Source organism: Actinocorallia sp. API 0066 (genome assembly GCF_020991275.1).
Taxonomy (GTDB): Bacteria; Actinomycetota; Actinomycetes; order Streptosporangiales; family Streptosporangiaceae; genus Actinocorallia.
Genome location: NZ_JAJLQY010000008.1, coordinates 129,179 through 144,977 on the forward strand (window position 1 = coordinate 129,179; position 15,799 = coordinate 144,977).

The following is a 15,799-nucleotide window of genomic DNA, read 5'->3' on the forward strand; positions in this document are numbered from 1 at the left end:
AGGATGTGAGACTACCTTTTCACTATTTGACATGCCTAGGGGCTGAGTCCTAGTTTTCCTACTGGAAAGACCGGATATTGCCGGGACGCCCTCATCCCCGCATCGGAAGGGGACCCCATGTCAGTGCAGATCCTCTGGTACGTGCAGTCCGCCGACGGGCCCGTCCCGTGGGAGCCCGACGGCGTCTGGGGCAGCGGCCGCGACCGCGTCCTCGCCCAGGCCCGGACCATCGACCGGCTCGGCTACCACGGCGCGCTGCTGCCGACCGGACCGCACGACCCGCTCACCCTCGCCGCCGCGTTCACGCCCGTCACCGAGCGGATGCGGTTCCTCGTCGCGGTCTACCCCGGCATCACCTCGCCGACCAAGCTGGTCGACCAGGCGCTCGCGCTGGACGACCTGAGCGGCGGCAGGCTGCTGTTCAACGTCGTCAACGGGAACGACTCCTGGCTGCCCGAGTACGGGATGCGCCTGCCGCACGACGAGCGCTACGCCTACAGCTTCGAGTACTGGGACGCGTTCCGCCGGATGTTCGGCGGCGACCGGAGCGGCTACGCCGGACGGCACGTGGACCTCGCCGCGCGCACCTTCGACGTGCCGCTGATGTTCGAGCCCGAGGCCGTCCAGCCGTCCATCCCGCTGTGGGGCGCGGGCGCCTCACCCGCCGGGACGGCCCACGCCGCCCGGCTCGTCGACAGGTACCTAGCGTTCGCCGACACGCCCGAGCGGCTCGCCGTCAAGTTCGCCGAGGTGCGCGCGGCGGCGGCCGAGCACGGCCGGAGCCCGGCGTTCGGCACCCGCCTCCAGGTGATCGTCCGCGACACCGAGGAGGAGGCGTGGGCCTACGCGCGCTCCCTGCTGGAGCGCACCTCGCTGGAGGCGGCGGTGCGGATGGCGTCGTGGCAGCTCGGCCCCGACGGGCTCGACACGCCCGTCGAGAGCGACGACCCGCGCGTGCACCGCAGGCTCGCCGCGCTGCGCGCGGGCCGCCTCCCGGACGTGGAGGACCTGGTGTTCGCGCCCCACCTGTGGTCGGGGCCGAGCCCGTTCGGCTTCGACGTGGTGCGCCCCTGGGCCGGGACCTGGCTCGTCGGCACCCCCGCCCAGGTCGCCGCCCGGATCGGCGACTACGCGGCGGCGGGCGCGGACGCGCTCATCCTGTCGGGCTGGCCGCTGATCCCCGAGGCGATCCGGTTCGCGCGCGACGTGTTCCCGCTGCTCGACCTCGACCACGGTTTCCCGATCCCGCCCTACGTCGAGGGCGCCTACGACGACCTCCTCGCGCACGTCCCCGCCCACGCCGGAAGCGCCAGGTGACCGCGACGGCGTGGCTGACCCGCTGCCCGGTGCCGACCGCCTCCGGCGTCGCGCACCGGCTGGGCTGGCTCGACGGGTTCGCGGTGCTGCCGGACGCGCTCGCCGCCCGCCACCTCGACCACGAACTACCCGGACTCTTCCGTGAGGGAGGCAACGTGCCCGCTCTCGCCGCGCGGGCTTCGGGGGCGCCGACCCGGCTGATCGGCCTCACCTGGATCGAGGAGAGGCAGCTCATCGTGGCGGCGCGCGGGAGCGGCATCCGGGGGCCCGCCGATCTCGCCGGACGGCGCGCGGCGCTGCCCGTCCCCGGCCCGGAGCCGGGCGCCGGGGTGATGCGGGCGATGGCGCTCGCCGGGTTCGCGGGCGCGCTCGCCGCCGCCGGGCACGGCCTGGACGCCGTGGCGTTCACCGAGGTGCCGGACGCGCGCGAGGGCGCTGCCTGGACCGTCAACGGCGCGCAGCCCTTCCCGTGGACGGGCCTGGCCGCCGTCGCCGGGGGAGAGGCCGATGTCGCTTACGTGAAGGGCCCTGTGGCGCTCGCCCGTGCGCGCGCGATGGGCCTGGAGATCGCCGTGGACCTCGACCGGCTGCCGGAGCGGCGATTCCGGGTCAACAACGGCACCCCGAGGCCCCTCACCGTGCACGCCGACACGCTGCGCGACCGGCCCGGACTCGTCGTGGAGTTCCTGGCCGCGACGCTGCGCGCCGCTGCCTGGGCCGCCGACCACCCCGAAGAGCTGCGCGACCTGCTGCGCGGGGAGACCGGCGGCGACGCCGGGCCCCTCGATCCGCACGGGCTGCGGCCCGGCCTGTCCGCCGGGCGCCGGGCGCTGCTGCGCGCGCAGCACGGCTTCCTGCGCGCGCACGGGTTCCTGCACCGGGACGTCGATCTCGACGCCTGGACGGACCCCGAACCCCTCCGACTCGCCCACGACCTGCTGAGGAGCACCGCATGACCGTCGATCCCGCCTTCACCGCCGCCGTCCTCGCCGACGCCGCCGTCGCGTTCCGGGTGTTCGCCGAGACCGGCGCGCTGACCGCCGCCGCGACCCTCAGCTTTGTCGTCCGCGCCCCGGACGGCCGCACCCTCGTCGAGGTGAAGCACCCGGACCGCTTCCAGCCGGACGCCGCGCCGCGCGCCGTCCTGACGTCGCTCGACCCGGCGCCGGGGGAGCCGCGCCCGGTCTGCGACGGCGTCCGCTACGCCGAGGTGTTCCGCGCCCATCCGCGCGTCGGCGCGATCTCCCACGTGCACGCCCCGTACTTGGCCGCGTGGGCGCAGACGCACCTGCCGCTGCCGCTGCGCTACGTGCCCGTCCAGCGGCACACGCTCGCCGACCACGTGCCGGTCTACCTGGACCGCCGTGAGGGCGAGGACGCCTTCATCGTCCGCCTCCTGCGCGCCGACCCCGAGCACTTCGCGATCCTGGAGGCGAACGGCGGCGCGACCGTCTGGTCGTCCGGCGGCCTCCTGGACCTGGCCCGCACCATCCTCCTGCTGGAGGAGGCAGCCCAGGCCCAGGCCCTGGCCGCCCCCCTCGGCGGCTCCCGCGACTTCGGCCCCGGCGTCCTCGCCCAACAGTGGTCCTTCTTCGGCCTCGACCAGACCCCCCGAGCCCGCACCCGCCTCACCACCACCGCCGCCACCCACCCCCTGCCCCCCGCCTGACCCGGTCAGAGGCGCCAGAGGCGGATCGTCTCGTCTTCGCAGGCGGCGGCGAGGAGGGCGCCGTCGTGGGTGAGGGCCAGGGCGCTGACGGGGGTCTCGGCCTGGCGGGAGGGGAGGGGGTCGAGCCGGGTGGGGGCGGTCGCGCGCCACAGGCGGACGGTCGTGTCGGATCCGGCGGTGGCGAGGGTCCGGCCGTCGCGGCTGAAGACCACCGACGTCACGTGCCCGGTGTGCCCGGTGAGCGGGGCGCCGAGGGGGTTGTGGTCCGTCAGGTTCCAGCGGCGGATCAGCTCGTCGCCGCCGGTGGTGAGGTAGGCGTCGGCGTGGGCGAACGCGACGGCGTTGACGGAACTGGTGTGGCCGACGAGCGGAATGCCCTTCTCGGCGCGTTCGGCGACGTGCCAGACGCGCGCGGTCCGGTCGGTGCCGCCGCTGGCCAGGAGCGTGCCGTCGTGGCTGAACGCGACGGTGAAGACGGCGGAGGTGTGCCCGGTGAGCGGCTCGCCGAGCGGGGCGCGGTCGGCCGCCCGCCACAGTCGCACCGACGCGTCGTCGCCGCCGGTCGCGAGGGTCCGCCCGTCGGGGCTGAACGCGACCGCGTTGACGGGCCCGGTGTGCCCGCCGAGGGGGCGGCCGAGCCGGGCGCCGTCGACGGCCCGCCACAGCCGCGCCGTCCCGTCCCTGGCGGCCGACACGAGCACGGCGCCGTCCGGGCTGAACGCCACCGACGTGATCTCGCGGCCGTGCCCGGTGAGCGGCCTCCCCACCGGCGCGAGGTCCGCGACCCGCCACAGCCGCACCGCCTCGCCCACCCCGCCGGTCGCGAGCGTCGCGCCGTCCGGGCTGAACGCCACGGACATGACGAACTCGCCCGTCCGCAGCAGGACGGGCGGCTCCACCGCACGCGGCGCCCCGCCGGGCGCACGCCGCTCACGGTCGAGGAGGAACGCGGCGGGCACCGCCGCCGACGCCGCCGCGACGGCGCCCAGCCCCAGCGCGCGGCGCCGGTTCACCCGCCGCGCGCCGGGCACGGTCGGCGCGGGCGGGTCCACCCGCGTCGGCTCCTCGCCGGGCGCCCGCCCGGCCGGTCCCGCCGCCGCCTCGACGGCCCGGCGCATCGCCGCCGCGTCGGGGTACCGCTGTGCGGGGTCCTTGGCCAGCGCCGTCGCCAGCACCGCGTCCCAGGCGGACGGCAGCGCCGGGTTCCGTTCGGTGGGCGCGGCGGGCGCGCTGTGCAGGTGGTGGTACAGCAGCGCGGCCGTGGTGTCGGCGACGAACGGGGGCCGCCCGGTGAGGAGCTGGTACAGCACACAGCCGGTCGAGTACAGGTCGGAGGCCGGTCCCACGGGTTCCCCCGTCACCTGCTCCGGCGACATGTAGACGGGCGTGCCGATCCGCGTCCCGTCAGCGGTGAGCGCGGTCGCGGCCTCGGACAGCAGCCGCGCGACCCCGAAGTCCATCACCTTCACGTGCAGCCGGCCCCCGTCCCGCCGCACCATGACGTTGCCCGGCTTGACGTCCCGGTGCACCACCCCACGCGCGTGGCTGTGCGCCAGCGCGTCGAGCACCGCGAGCACGATCCGGGCCGCCTCCCCGGGGTCCGGCGGCGCGGTCACCAGCAGTTCGGCGAGGGTGTCACCCTCCACCAGCTCCATCACCAGATACGGCACGGCCTCGGCCCCACCCATGTCCACCCCGGCGTCATGCACCGTCACGATGTTCGGATGCGACAGCCCCGCCGCCGCCCGAGCCTCCCGCCGAAACCGCGCCTCCCGATGCGCGTCCCCACCCACCAACCCCGACGGCAGCACCTTCACCGCCACCGCCCGCTCCAACTCCAGGTCCCAGGCCAGGTGCACAACCCCCATCCCCCCACGACCAAGCTGCCGCTCCAGCCGATAACGCCCCGCCAGAACTCCCATCACCCACCCCTGTCCACCGCCGCCCGACCCGGAGGCGGGCGTTCCCGACGAAGTCGGGATTCGCCAGGCGCTCGCCCCCGGGCCAAGAGAACAGGACCAGTGTGCAGCAAAGCAGGCGGAACCGCCCCGCTTCCGGACGAGCGGCGGCGGGCGGGTCAGGACTCGATGAAGGCCATGCTTTGGGGGTTCCAGCGGGCGCCGGAGACGGCGGTGGGGGGGATGGCGGCTTCGGTGGCGGCCAGGTCGGAGGGGGTGAGGGCGAGGAAGGCCGCGTCGATGTTCTCCTCCAGGTGGGCGCGGCGTTTGGAGCCGGGGATGGGGACGACGTCGGGGCCCCGGTGGTGGAGCCAGGCCAGGGCGAGTTGGGCGGCGGTGACGCCCAGGGCTTCGGCGGTCGCCGAGAGGGCGTCGATGAGGGGGAGGTTGGCGGCGATGTTGTCGGGGGTGAAGCGGGGGAGGCCGAAGGCGCGGAAGTCGTCGTCGCCGAAGTGCGCGGTGGAGCGGATCGTGGCGGTGAGGAAGCCCCGGCCCAGCGGCGCGTACGGCACGACGGCGATGCCGAGTTCGCGGCAGACCGGCAGGATCTCGGCCTCGATGCCGCGCGACCACAGCGACCACTCGGTCTGGAGCGCGGCGACCGGCGCGACGGCGGCGGCCCTGCGGAGCGTCTCCGGGCCCGCCTCCGACAGGCCGATCTCCCGGATCTTGCCTTCGCGGACGAGGTCGGCCATCGCCCCGACGGTCTCCTCGATCGGCGTCGCGGTGTCCACGCGGGTCAGGTACAGCAGGTCGATGTGGTCGACGCCGAGACGCCGGAGCGACGCCTCGCAGCTCTCGCGCACGTAGGCGGCGTCGCCCCTGATGCCCGCGCCGACGCCGGGCCCGGGACGGACGACGCCGAACTTGGTGGCGATGACGGCGTCGTCGCGGCGTCCGGCGACGGCCTTGCCGATGAGCTCCTCGTTGGCGCCGTGCCCGTAGACGTCGGCGGTGTCCAGGAGGGTCGCGCCGAGGTCGAGCGCGCGGTGGAGGGTGGCGACGGCCTCGCGTTCGTCGGTCGGGCCGTAGAACTCCGACATGCCGAGGCAGCCGAGTCCCTGCGCGCCGACGGTGAGCGAGCCGATCCTGCGGGTGGGGAGGCGGGTCAGCGTCATCGTCACGCCCGGTACAGCACGATCGACGACTCGTACGTCGTGTGCGCGTCCTTGACGGGCCGGAACGTCCGGTAGCCGATCGCGCCGCGCAGCGGGCCGTCCACCACGACGGCGGGGAACCCGGCGGGCTCGCCCTCGGTGAGCCGCGCGTCGTCGACGAGGCCGCCCGCGCGGATCACGTTGCCGTCGAGCAGTTCGATCCGCTCGCCGAAGTAGGCGATGAAGTGCCCGTCGGACTCGCGCTGGTACAGCATCCGCCCGGCGCCCGCCGTCCGGCCGAGCGGCTCCCCGTCCGGGCCGAAGATCTCCAGCTCGACCTCGGCGAAGTCGTCGACCGTGGGGGTGCCGCCGGTCGGGTCGGGGTTGGTCGAGTGGTACTTGACGACCTTCTCGGTGAGCCCGTGCAGCAGCAGCGCCCGGTCCGGGCCCGCGAGCCCGCCGACCCGGTCGTCGACCGTCTCCGGCGGCGCCGCCACGAGCGGTACCGCCCAGGTGCCGAGGGTGTCCAGCAAGGGGGTGATCTGGTCGGCAAGCAGGCGCAGGTCCACGGTCACGGTTCGCCTCCGTCGGGGCACTGCCGTCCGCCGCTCGGACGGCTTCCCGCGACCCTAGGCAGCGGTTCTCAAGCCGTCCTAAACGTCACCCGCGCGCGGCCTCCGCCTGCTGGAAGGCCAGCGCGAGCTGCATCCGCGAGGTGACGCCAGTCTTGCGGTAGACGCGGGTGAGGTGGACGTCGACGGTCCGTGGGCTGATGGTGAGGCGTTCGGCGATCTCGCGGCGGCTGAGCCCGGTGCAGATCAGCAGCGCGATCTCGCGTTCCCGTCCGGTGAGCCGCCCGAACGCCTCCAGCGCGGCGATCGGCTCGCAGGGGCCGTCCTCCGGCCCGCTGGTCCGGTCGCGCAGCCACGCGGTGAGCGTCTCGGCGCCGGCGCGCCGCGCGATCTCCAGCGCGAGGTCGGCGCACTGCGACGCGCGGCCCGCCGCGCCGAGTTCGGTGTGCACGCGGGCGGCGTGCCCGAGCGTGTAGCACTGGGCGATCGCCATCCCGACGGACGCGAACCGTTCGGCGGCCCGCTGGTAGAGCCGGGCCGCCTCGGCGAGGGAGCCCTGGACGCGGCACAGGTGGCCGCGCGCCAGGTCGGTGTAGGCGAGGTTGTGCGGCATCGGCGCGTCGGCCGTGTGCGCGCGGCTCGCCTCGACCCATGCGTCCAGCGGCATGCCCGCGTCCATCCCGGCGGCGCACAGCAGCTCCCACATCATGGTGCGCTGCCCGGTCGGCACACCGGGCAGGTCGGGGCCGCGCCCCTCGTTGAGGAGCAGCGCGACGCAGTGCACGGGGTCGCCTTCGAGCCAGGAGCACTGGGCGAGGGTGATGGCGGCGAGGGAGGCGCTGCCGTTGACGTTGACGCGCAGCGGCGTCTGGCGGCCGAGCGCCTGCTGGGCGAGGGAGCGGGCCAGGCCGCTGCCGGGCGGCTGCATCCACACCTCGGCGGCGGACTTGAGCGCGACGGCCTGGCAGTGCCGCAGCGCGTTCCCGACGGCCGACTCGATGATCGCGGCGTCGGCCGAGTCGCGGGCCTGCCGCAGCAGCCCGAGGTGCCGTTCGGACTCGCTCAGCAGCACCAGGAGCGTCGGCAGCAGGTAGGTGCCCTGCCTGCGCCGGGCGATCCCGACGGCCCGCCGTAGCTGCCGCTGCCCGTCGTTGTACCGGCCGAGGTACAGGCAGGCGAGCGCGAACGCGCAGACGGCTTCGAGGTGCCGGGCCATCTGGTGTTCGGGCAGCCGGTCGAGCAGCCGCCCGGCCTCCTCGACGGCGGCGGCGCCCTCGGCCACGTCGCCGTCGTCGACGGCGGTGAGCGCGGTCAGCGACAGCAGCCCGGCGCGCACCGGGTCGGCCGCCGCGTGCGCGGCGAGCGCGGCGGCGACCTCGTCGGCGTCGGCGGGCAGCCCGAACATCGCCTCCCGGAACCCGCGCGCGAACACCAGCAGGGCCCGCGCGGGGCCGGTCAGGGACGGGCGGCGCGCGTACTCCTGGAGCAGGTCGAGCGTCTGGACGTCCTGGCTCAGCACCGCCTCGACGCCGGAGACGAACGCGGTGGCCGACGCGAGCGCCGCCTCGTCGGGCCCGGGGTGGTCCAGGCTCGCCTCGTGCACGACGAACAGCAGCTCACGGCTCTCGTCGAGCCGGCCGAGCCGCCCGAACGCGGTGCTGAGCGCGAGCCTGGCGCGCATCCCGAGCGGGCTGGACGGCGCCGTCTCGGCGAGCACCGGCGTCAGGCAGAACACGGCCTCGGTGACGTCGCTGTCGAGCATCTCCTCGGACGCCGCGACGATCTGGTCGAGTTCGCCGCCGCGCACCCGCGCGGAGGAGCTGGCCAGGTGGAACCCGAGCTGCGCCCCGGCCTGTCCGCGCGCGGACAGCCGCTGCACCGCGCGCTGGTGGGCGCTGGCCGCCCAGCACGGGTCGATGGTGCGGCGCAGGAGGGTGCCGAAGACCTCGTCGCGGATGGAGAACAGCGTCTCGATCGGCTGCTCGACCCGGACGAGGTCGCGCCGCACGAGGCTGCGCACGACGGCCGAGGCGACGACCGCGTCCACGCCCGCGACGTCGGTGAGCAACTCGACGTCGAAGCGGGCGCGCAGGATCGCGGCGGCGTGCAGCACGTAGCGTTCGTTCATGCCGAGGTCGCGGGTCTCGTGCAGCACCGCGAACTCGAACGGCGCGACGGCGCCGCCGTCGCGGGTGCGCGCCGCGTGCTCCAGCGCCTGGAGGGCGCGCAGCCGGAACGGGTTGCCCCCGCTGCGGCGGCGCAGCTCGTAGGACGGCCGCACGGGCGACATCGCCGTCATCTGCTCGTCGGTGAGCGGCTCCAGGTCGAGCCGCTCGGTCCCGCCGAACGCGGCGGTGAGCGTGATCGCCTCGATCAGCTCGGGCGGCGCCTGGCCGGGCCGCAGCGACACCACGACGTCCACCAGCGGGGCCGGGTCGCCGTGCGCGAGCGCGACGAGTTCCCGCACCGTCTGCTCGTCGGCGAGGTGCGCGTCCTCCAGGACGAGCAGCTCGCGGGCGGGCCTGCGGCGGCGGGGGAGCGCGGTGACCGAGGCGCCCTCCGCGCGGGCCCGGCCGCGCCGGGCGCGGCGCAGGAGGGTGCGGGCCGCGTCGATCGCGGTCCCGCCCCCGTCCTCGCGGGAACAGCGGTGCACGCTCGCGGGCAGCGCGGTCCACTGCCGTTCCTGGACGAGCGCCGCGAGCAGGTGGGTCTTGCCCGCGCCCGGCTCGCCGACGACGGCGATGAGCCTGCCCTCGCCACCGGTCTCGTAGGTCAGGTCGCACAGCCGGTCCAGGAGGTCGGCGCGCGCCACCGTCAGCCTGTCCTCAAAAGAGTCCGTCTTCATGACCACCCCAAAGCCGCGATAAAACCTACTAAAACAGTAGATTTAGTGGAACTTTACGGCGAGCCGCTGGCTGAGGGTGGACTTGTGATTTGTCTCACGTTTCCCCGCCGTCCTTCCGGCGCCGGAAAGCGGCAGGTCGATGCCGGACGGCCGGTTCCGCTTGACTACCTGAGGGTGCCTCGGGTTACACTCGCGCCGCCTCAACCTGAGGCACCCTCAAGATAATTCGGCGCCACCCTGGAGGCTTGCATGAGCGCTGAGACCGTCCCCGGCACCGCCCCGGCGCCGGTGGACCGCACCTGGGCCCTGGCCCTCGCCGGGATCGTCGGGGCGGAGTTCATGCTCCAGCTCGACGGCACCGTCGTGAACGTCGCGCTGCCGACGCTCCAGTCCGACCTCGACCTGACGATCGCCGACGGCTCGTGGGTCCCCAACGGCTTCTTCCTCGCGTTCGGCGGGCTGCTGCTGCTCGCCGGACGCCTCGGCGACGTGCTCGGGCACCGCCGCGTCTTCCTGTCCGGCCTCGGCCTCGTCGTCGTCGCCTCGCTCATCGCGGGCCTCGCGCCGAACCTGGAGGTCCTCATCGCCGGGCGCGTCCTGCAGGGCGCGGGCGCCGCGCTGGCCGGGCCGACCGGCCTCGCGCTGCTCGCCGCCATCTCGGCGGGCGAACGCCAGCAGCGCGCGTTCGGCCTGTACTCGACCGTCACCGGGCTCGGCGCGTCGGCGGGCATGGTGCTCGGCGGCGTCCTCACCTGGGCGGGCGACTGGCGCTGGAGCCTGCTCGTCAACGTGCCCCTCGGGATCGTGCTCATCGCCGTCGCCGTCAAGGCGCTCGGCCTGCGCGACCCCGAGACCCGCGCACGGCCGCTCGCCCTGCCCAGCGCCGTCCTGGTGACGGCGGCCCTCACCACCGCCGTGTACGGCCTCGTGCACGCCGCCGAGGAGGGCTGGGGCGACCCGGTGACGCTCGGCGCGCTCGCCGCCGCCGTGGTGCTCACCGCCGTCCTGTTCGCCACCGACGCGCGCGCCGCCGAGCCGCTCCTGCCGCTCAAGGTGTTCGCCTCCCGCGACCGCGCGGGCGCCGTCCTCAACCTGCTCCTCCTCGCCGCCGTCCTCACCGGCTTCCTCATCTACCTCGTCCAGTACCTCCAGAACGTGCTGGGGTTCGACGCGCTGCAGAGCGGCCTGGCGATCCTGCCGTTCGGCCTCGCGCTGCTCGTCAGCACCCAGGTGCTCACCAAGCCGCTCAGCAGGTACAGTCTGAAGGCGCGCGGTGTCGGCGGGCTGCTGCCGGTGCTCGCCGGGGTCGGCTGGCTCACCGCGCTGGACGGCGGCAGCTCCTACCTGACCGGCGTGCTCGGCCCGATCATCCTCATGGGCCTGGGCGTCGGCATCGCCATCATCCCGTTCAACATGATCATCCTGACCACGGCGCCGCCGGAGTACGCGGGTGTCACCGCCGGCGTGCTCCAGACCGCCCTCACCATCGGCGGCTCCCTCGGCCTCGCCGTCCTCCTGCTGCCCTACACGGGCGCGGGCGGCCCCGCCGAGACGATCTCCGCCGTCTTCACCCTCGCCTCCGGCCTCCTGGTCCTGGCCATCATCGTCGGCCTCCTCTTCTGGTTCGGCCCCGGCCGCAAACCCCAACCCGCCGAAGCCTCGTGATCCCGACCCCAAGGCCGCGCCCGAATTAATCCGGCACGGGGGGTCGGGCGCTCCCGGGGTCGTCCCGGAGGCCGCCAGGCCGGAGGGGCGGCGCCGGGCTCGCAAAGCGCCCGGCCCCCCGGGCCAAACAAACAGGAGAGCCCGGACGTGGCCACCCGCCCGTCCGGGCTCTCCGTCATTCCCCCCGCCGGGTTCGCCGACCTGACCCAGAAGGTCGGCGGCCCCGGCGTCTTGCGGCCGGGTCCCTGTGCGGGAGGCCCGGCCCGTTCTGTTGGTCAGCCTGCGGCGGCGAGGAGTTCCGGGTCGGCTTCGATGATGGCGGACTGGAGGCGGCGCATCGTGTGGCGTGGGTCCAGGCCCAGTTCGTCCCGGAGGACCCGGCGTGCGGACTGGAACACCTCCAGGGCTTCGGCTCTGCGGCCGGATCGGTGGAGCGCCAGCATGAGCTGTTCGCGGAAGGTCTCGTTCAGTGGGTGTTCCTCGACCCAGCGGGACAGGTCGCGGATCAGTTCGCGGTGTCGTCCGGTGCGCAGGGAGCACTGGGCGATGCCTTCCAGGCACTCCAGGCGGATTTCCTCGGCCCATCGCGCGAACGTGCCGACGATGAGGCCCTGGGGGACGCCGGCGAGGACCGGGCCGCGGAACAGCGCGGCGGCGCCGGTGAGCGCGGCGAGCGCCCGTTCGGGGTCGTCCCGGAGCGCGGCGGTGCCCTCGCCGTGCAGTTGTTGCAGGTGGTGGGCGTCCACTTCGGACTCCTCGACCGTCAGCAGGTAGCGCTGCGCGTGTGTGTGGATGCGCGCGCCGTCCCCGGTGAGGACGTTCCGGCGCAGTTGGGAGATGTAGACGTGCAGGGCGGCGCGCGCCCGGCGGGGCGGCGCGTCCGGCCACAGCTCGTCGATCAGCTCGTCGGTGGAGACCGGCTGGTTCGCGCGGATGAGCAGGGTGGCGAGCAGCGCCTCGACCTTGGGGGCGCTGATCGTCCGGGGCTGCGTTCCGGCGAGCCGCAGCGGTCCGAGCAACTGGAACTCCATGTGTCCTCCCACACGGCCGGCGCGGCCCGGGTGGACGGCCGTCGCCCGACGTCTCGACACAGGAGATTCTCATCGTCCGCGCTCGACGGCACATCAGCGGAAACGCGTACTTCGTCGAGGTATATAGGCGTACGTCGCGGTGGGTCAGCACTCGATGACGTTGACGGCGAGTCCGCCGCGTGCCGTCTCCTTGTACTTGGTGTGCATGTCGGCGCCCGTCTCCCGCATCGTCTTCAACGCGAGGTCGAGGCTGACCTTGTGCGCGCCCGTCCCGTGCACGGCGAGGCGTGCCGCGTTGATGGCCTTCACCGCGGCGATCGCGTTCCGTTCGATGCACGGGATCTGGACGAGGCCGCCGACCGGGTCGCAGGTGAGCCCGAGGTTGTGCTCGATGCCGACCTCGGCGGCGTTCTCCACCTGGGCGGGGGAGCCGCCGAGCAGTTCGGCGAGGCCCGCCGCGGCCATCGCGCAGGCCGAGCCGACCTCGCCCTGGCAGCCGACCTCCGCGCCGGAGATCGACGCGTTGGTCTTGGCGAGCACGCCGATCGCGGCGGCCGTCAGCAGGTACCTGACGACGCCGTCCTCGACGTCGTCGCCGGGCCTGGCCACGAACCGCGCCCAGTAGTGCAGCACCGCCGGGACGATCCCGGCCGCGCCGTTGGTCGGCGCGGTGACGACCCTGCCGCCCGCCGCGTTCTCCTCGTTGACGGCGAGCGCGTACAGGTTCACCCAGTCCATGACGTGCAGCGGGTCGCGGCCGGGCTCGCCGTCCCGGCGGGTCAGCTCCCGGTACAGGGCGGGCGCGCGGCGCGGCACCTTCAGTCCGCCCGGCAGGACGCCCTCGTGCGCGCAGCCCGCCTCGACGCACTCCCGCATCACCCGCCACAGGTCGAGCAGGCCGTCGCGGATCTCCTTCTCGGTCCGCCACGCCCGCTCGTTGGCGAGCATCACGCCGGAGACGGGCAGCCCGGTGGCGGCGCACACGTCGAGGAGCCCGGCGCCGGTGCCGAAGGGGTGCGGCACGGGTGTGGTGTCGGGCACGACGGTGCCGCCGCCGAGTGTGTCGCCGTCCAGGACGAAGCCGCCGCCGACCGAGTAGTAGGTGCGTGCCCTGACGGTGCGGCCGTCGGCGTCCAGCGCGGTGAAGACCATGCCGTTGGGGTGGCCGGGCAGCGACCGCCGCCGGTGCAGCACGAGGTCGTCGTCCCAGGAGAACGCGACGTCCTTGCCGCCGAGGGTGAGGGCGCCCGCCGCGCGGATGGCGGCGACCCGTGCCTCGACCGTCCCGGTGTCGACGGTGGCCGGGTCCTCGCCTTGGAGGCCGAGCACGACGGCCTTGGGCGATCCGTGCCCGTGGCCGGTCGCGCCGAGCGAGCCGAACAGTTCGGCCCTGACCCGGGCGACGCCGTCGAGCAGCCCGTCGGCGGCGAGCCCGGCGGCGAACCGGCGCGCCGCCCGCATCGGCCCGACCGTGTGCGACGACGACGGCCCGATCCCGATCGAGTACAGGTCGAACGCGCTCACCGCCATCGCGCACCCACCCCCGCGCCGTGGGCCGCGACGGTGTCGGCGGGCCGACCGGGTGCGGCGAGGGTGGCGGGCACGGGTCAGGCTCCGATCTGGTCGGTGTAGGCGGCGGCGTCCAGGAGGTCCAGGGGGCCGGTGACGCGGAGGACGAACAGCCAGCCTTCCCCGTACGGGTCCTGGTTGAGGACGCCCGGGTCGTCGATGACCGCCTGGTTGACCTCGACGACCTCGCCGTCGGCGGGCGCGTAGATCTCGCTGACGGCCTTGGTGGACTCCAGCTCGCCGCAGGGCGCGCCCGCGGTGAGCACGACGCCCGGCTCGGGCAGTTCGGCGAACACGACGTCGCCGAGCGCGTCCGCGGCGTGCTGGGTGATGCCGACGCGGGCGGTGCCGCCCTCCTCGGCCAGCAGCCACTCGTGTTCGGCGGTGTACGTGAGGTGCGTGGGAACGGTCATCGGGGATCTCCTGTGCGGTCCGGTGTCAGCGGGAACGGGTGTAGAAGGGCAGGGCGACGACCGTGGCGTCCTCGGGCGTGCCGCGCAGCGACACCCGCACGGCGGTGCCCGGTGCGGCCAGGCGCGGCGGCACGTAGGCCATCGCGACGGGGTGGCGAAGCGTCGGCGACGGCGCCCCGCTCGTCACCACGCCGACCTCCGCGCCCGTCCCGGGGTCCAGGACGGGGTATCCGGCGCGCGGCGACCTGCGCCCGGCGGCGACGAGCCCGACCAGGACGCGTTCGGGGCCCGTCTCCTTGCGCGCGGCCAGGGCGGCGTCCCCGACGAACCCCTCGGGCTTGTCGAAGGCGACGACCCTGCCGAGGTTGGCTTCGAACGGCGTCACGTCGCGGGAGAGCTCGTGCCCGTAGAGCGGCATGCCCGCCTCCAGCCGGAGGGTGTCGCGGCAGGACAGCCCGGCGGGGACGAGCCCGTGCGCGCGGCCCGCGTCGCTGATCTTCGCCCACAGGGCGGGCGCGGCCTCGGGCGCGCAGTAGATCTCGAAGCCGTCCTCACCGGTGTAGCCGGTGCGGGCGAGGAGCACGTCGGTCCCGGCGAGCGTGCCGGACGCGATGGAGTAGTACTTCAGGGCGGCGGCGTCCACGTCGGTCAGGGGGCCGACGATCGAGGCCGAGGCCGGGCCCTGCACCGCGAGCAACGCCCACTCCTCCGACGCGTCGCGCACGACCGCGTCATACGGCGCGGCCCGCTCGGTGAGGGCGGCGGCGACCTCGGGCGTGTTCCCGGCGTTCGCGACGACGAGGAACCTGTGGTCGCCGAGCCGGTAGACGACGAGGTCGTCGATGATCCCGCCGTCGGCGGCGCAGATCATGGAGTAGCGGGCCCGGCCGGGCGTGATCGCGGACGGCCGCCCGACCAGGGCCCGGTCGAGGGTGCGGCCGGCGTCGGGGCCGGTCACCTCGATCTCGCCCATGTGGCTCAGGTCGAACAGCCCGGCCTCCGCCCGGACCGCCCGGTGCTCGGCCGTCTCCGACCCGTACCGGACGGGCATCTCCCATCCGGCGAACCCGGTGAACGACGCGCCGAGGGCGCGGTGCGTCTCGTGAAGCGGAGTCCTCCGCACGTGCAACACCTCACTTGGAAAAGCCGCCGGAACGGCGGACACCACCTGTCTGATCACTCCCCGTAACCGGGGTCGGGGGCACATGGCCGCGCTAAGAACCCGGGGGAGGGGCGTGCGAGGGGTGACGTGGTGCGCGAGGCGCGAGGTGTCGCGGGGGCCGGAAACGGCTGTGACATGCGGGAGGCTCCCTGGTTTCGGGGCGCCCGTGGGCGCCTGCGAAGGGTGACCTCCCCGGCTCTGTCATCTGTACCTGAGAGCTTCACCGCCCCGCGGGGGCGGCTTGCACCGTGGGTGCCCGGCGTCGGAGCCCGGGGCTTTCCAGAGTTCGCCTCATCACAACGGTAGGGGTGCCTGAGAGATTCGTGGGGAGTGTTGCTCCTTCGGCGCCTCGCCCTGGCTCGGACGAGGACTCTCCCGCCGTGATTCAAGCGGCGCGCTATGCGGTTGTGCCCCGCAGCCTAGGGGCCCGCCCCACGCCGGTCAACAAGGCGCGGACACGCCCTCGGTGGGACGAATCACACAGCGGACGGTGACGACGGG

General features: G+C 74.5%; 12 protein-coding genes and 1 riboswitch. Of the genes, 4 read left to right on the top strand and 8 right to left on the bottom strand.

The genetic code is table 11. From position 1 onward, the window contains the following. The first annotated feature begins 117 nt into the window (after positions 1-117). From LO762_RS20895 to LO762_RS20905, 3 genes are read left to right on the top strand one after another with little or no spacing between them, the layout of a single operon-like run. The gene (locus tag LO762_RS20895) at positions 118-1,317 is read left to right on the top strand and encodes an LLM class flavin-dependent oxidoreductase (RefSeq protein ID WP_230617541.1); all 1,200 of its coding nucleotides are present in this window, start codon (positions 118-120) and stop codon (positions 1,315-1,317) included. Beyond that, positions 1,314-2,273: an ABC transporter substrate-binding protein gene (locus LO762_RS20900; protein WP_230617542.1), complete on the top strand. Its 960-nt coding sequence runs from the start codon at positions 1,314-1,316 to the stop codon at positions 2,271-2,273. Before LO762_RS20895 ends, LO762_RS20900 begins: the two co-directional genes overlap by 4 nt. Continuing rightward, a complete protein-coding gene (locus tag LO762_RS20905) occupies positions 2,270-2,986 on the top strand; it encodes a class II aldolase/adducin family protein (RefSeq protein WP_230617543.1) in 717 nt (238 codons plus the stop codon). Before LO762_RS20900 ends, LO762_RS20905 begins: the two co-directional genes overlap by 4 nt. Before the next feature lie 5 nt (positions 2,987-2,991). On the opposite strand, the gene LO762_RS20910 is transcribed toward LO762_RS20905, so the two are convergent. The 4 genes from LO762_RS20910 to LO762_RS20925 all read right to left on the bottom strand — a co-directional run bounded on the left by LO762_RS20910 (position 2,992) and on the right by LO762_RS20925 (position 9,458). Beyond that, positions 2,992-4,908: a WD40 repeat domain-containing serine/threonine protein kinase gene (locus LO762_RS20910; RefSeq protein ID WP_255687313.1), complete on the bottom strand. Its 1,917-nt coding sequence runs from the start codon at positions 4,906-4,908 to the stop codon at positions 2,992-2,994. 155 nt (positions 4,909-5,063) lie between these two features. Next, a complete protein-coding gene (locus LO762_RS20915) occupies positions 5,064-6,062 on the bottom strand; it encodes an aldo/keto reductase (RefSeq protein WP_230617702.1) in 999 nt (332 codons plus the stop codon). 2 nt (positions 6,063-6,064) lie between these two features. Then, positions 6,065-6,616 carry a hypothetical protein gene (locus tag LO762_RS20920; protein ID WP_230617545.1) on the bottom strand — a complete coding sequence of 184 codons (552 nt, stop codon included), beginning with the start codon at positions 6,614-6,616 and terminating at the stop codon, positions 6,065-6,067. An 85-nt stretch (positions 6,617-6,701) separates the two neighbouring features. Then, positions 6,702-9,458 carry a LuxR family transcriptional regulator gene (locus LO762_RS20925; protein ID WP_230617546.1) on the bottom strand — a complete coding sequence of 919 codons (2,757 nt, stop codon included), beginning with the start codon at positions 9,456-9,458 and terminating at the stop codon, positions 6,702-6,704. Positions 9,459-9,707: 249 nt separating this feature from the next. Between LO762_RS20925 and LO762_RS20930 the strand changes: the two genes are divergently transcribed. After that, positions 9,708-11,123 (top strand): MFS transporter, encoded by a 1,416-nt coding sequence (locus LO762_RS20930; RefSeq protein ID WP_230617547.1) that lies wholly within the window; start codon positions 9,708-9,710, stop codon positions 11,121-11,123. A gap of 275 nt (positions 11,124-11,398) precedes the next feature. Here LO762_RS20930 and LO762_RS20935 read toward each other — a convergent pair whose 3' ends face one another. The 4 genes from LO762_RS20935 to gcvT form a co-directional block, all read right to left on the bottom strand. Next, entirely contained in the window at positions 11,399-12,154 is a 756-nt protein-coding gene (locus LO762_RS20935) for an AfsR/SARP family transcriptional regulator (protein ID WP_230617548.1), read from the bottom strand. Between the two features lie 144 nt (positions 12,155-12,298). Beyond that, entirely contained in the window at positions 12,299-13,684 is a 1,386-nt protein-coding gene (locus LO762_RS20940; RefSeq protein WP_230617549.1) for an L-serine ammonia-lyase, read from the bottom strand. 77 nt (positions 13,685-13,761) lie between these two features. Beyond that, positions 13,762-14,136, bottom strand: a complete 375-nt coding sequence (gcvH, locus tag LO762_RS20945; RefSeq protein WP_230617550.1) for a glycine cleavage system protein GcvH — start codon at positions 14,134-14,136, stop codon at positions 13,762-13,764. Positions 14,137-14,161: 25 nt separating this feature from the next. Beyond that, a complete protein-coding gene (gene gcvT / locus LO762_RS20950) occupies positions 14,162-15,259 on the bottom strand; it encodes a glycine cleavage system aminomethyltransferase GcvT (RefSeq protein WP_230617551.1) in 1,098 nt (365 codons plus the stop codon). A gap of 329 nt (positions 15,260-15,588) precedes the next feature. Continuing rightward, positions 15,589-15,686, bottom strand: a riboswitch (glycine riboswitch). Between the last annotated feature and the right edge of the window lie 113 nt (positions 15,687-15,799).

Coding starts and splice junctions, on each gene's coding strand:
- LO762_RS20895 (WP_230617541.1), top strand. CDS start 118: ATGTCAGTGCAGATCCTCTGGTACGTGCAGTCCGCCGACGGGCCCGTC.
- LO762_RS20905 (WP_230617543.1), top strand. CDS start 2,270: ATGACCGTCGATCCCGCCTTCACCGCCGCCGTCCTCGCCGACGCCGCC.
- LO762_RS20910 (WP_255687313.1), bottom strand. CDS start 4,908: ATGGGAGTTCTGGCGGGGCGTTATCGGCTGGAGCGGCAGCTTGGTCGT.
- LO762_RS20915 (WP_230617702.1), bottom strand. CDS start 6,062: ATGACGCTGACCCGCCTCCCCACCCGCAGGATCGGCTCGCTCACCGTC.
- LO762_RS20925 (WP_230617546.1), bottom strand. CDS start 9,458: ATGAAGACGGACTCTTTTGAGGACAGGCTGACGGTGGCGCGCGCCGAC.
- LO762_RS20930 (WP_230617547.1), top strand. CDS start 9,708: ATGAGCGCTGAGACCGTCCCCGGCACCGCCCCGGCGCCGGTGGACCGC.
- LO762_RS20935 (WP_230617548.1), bottom strand. CDS start 12,154: ATGGAGTTCCAGTTGCTCGGACCGCTGCGGCTCGCCGGAACGCAGCCC.
- LO762_RS20940 (WP_230617549.1), bottom strand. CDS start 13,684: ATGGCGGTGAGCGCGTTCGACCTGTACTCGATCGGGATCGGGCCGTCG.
- gcvH (WP_230617550.1), bottom strand. CDS start 14,136: ATGACCGTTCCCACGCACCTCACGTACACCGCCGAACACGAGTGGCTG.